Source organism: Vallitalea sediminicola, from assembly GCF_054408565.1.
Genome location: NZ_BTPT01000430.1, coordinates 1 through 256, shown reverse-complemented (window position 1 = coordinate 256; position 256 = coordinate 1). Strand labels below are relative to the sequence as shown.

At 38.3% G+C, this 256-nt stretch carries 1 protein-coding gene; it reads right to left on the bottom strand.

The window, feature by feature from the left end:
- On the bottom strand, positions 1-256 hold a 256-nt coding region (locus ACX6CF_RS27310; RefSeq protein WP_458788510.1), incomplete at both ends, for a hypothetical protein.

The window sequence follows — 256 nt, the reverse complement described above, 5'->3', positions numbered from 1 at the left end:
CAAGCGTATCTAAGGTTAATGACGATTGAGTAGTTGATTTAGCGATCAACTTAGCGGCAAGCTCGGCAAAATACAGCGCTTCTACGTGATTATTATCGAGGGCATAGTGTTTGGCAAGTTGCGACAAATATTCAGCGTTATTTGGAGCAAGAGCGTTTGCTTGCTTAATTAATTGAATAGATTTTACCAAATTGTGATGAGCACTAGCGATCATTGCTAATAAAAAATAGGCATCGGCAAAGTATTTATCTTGTTG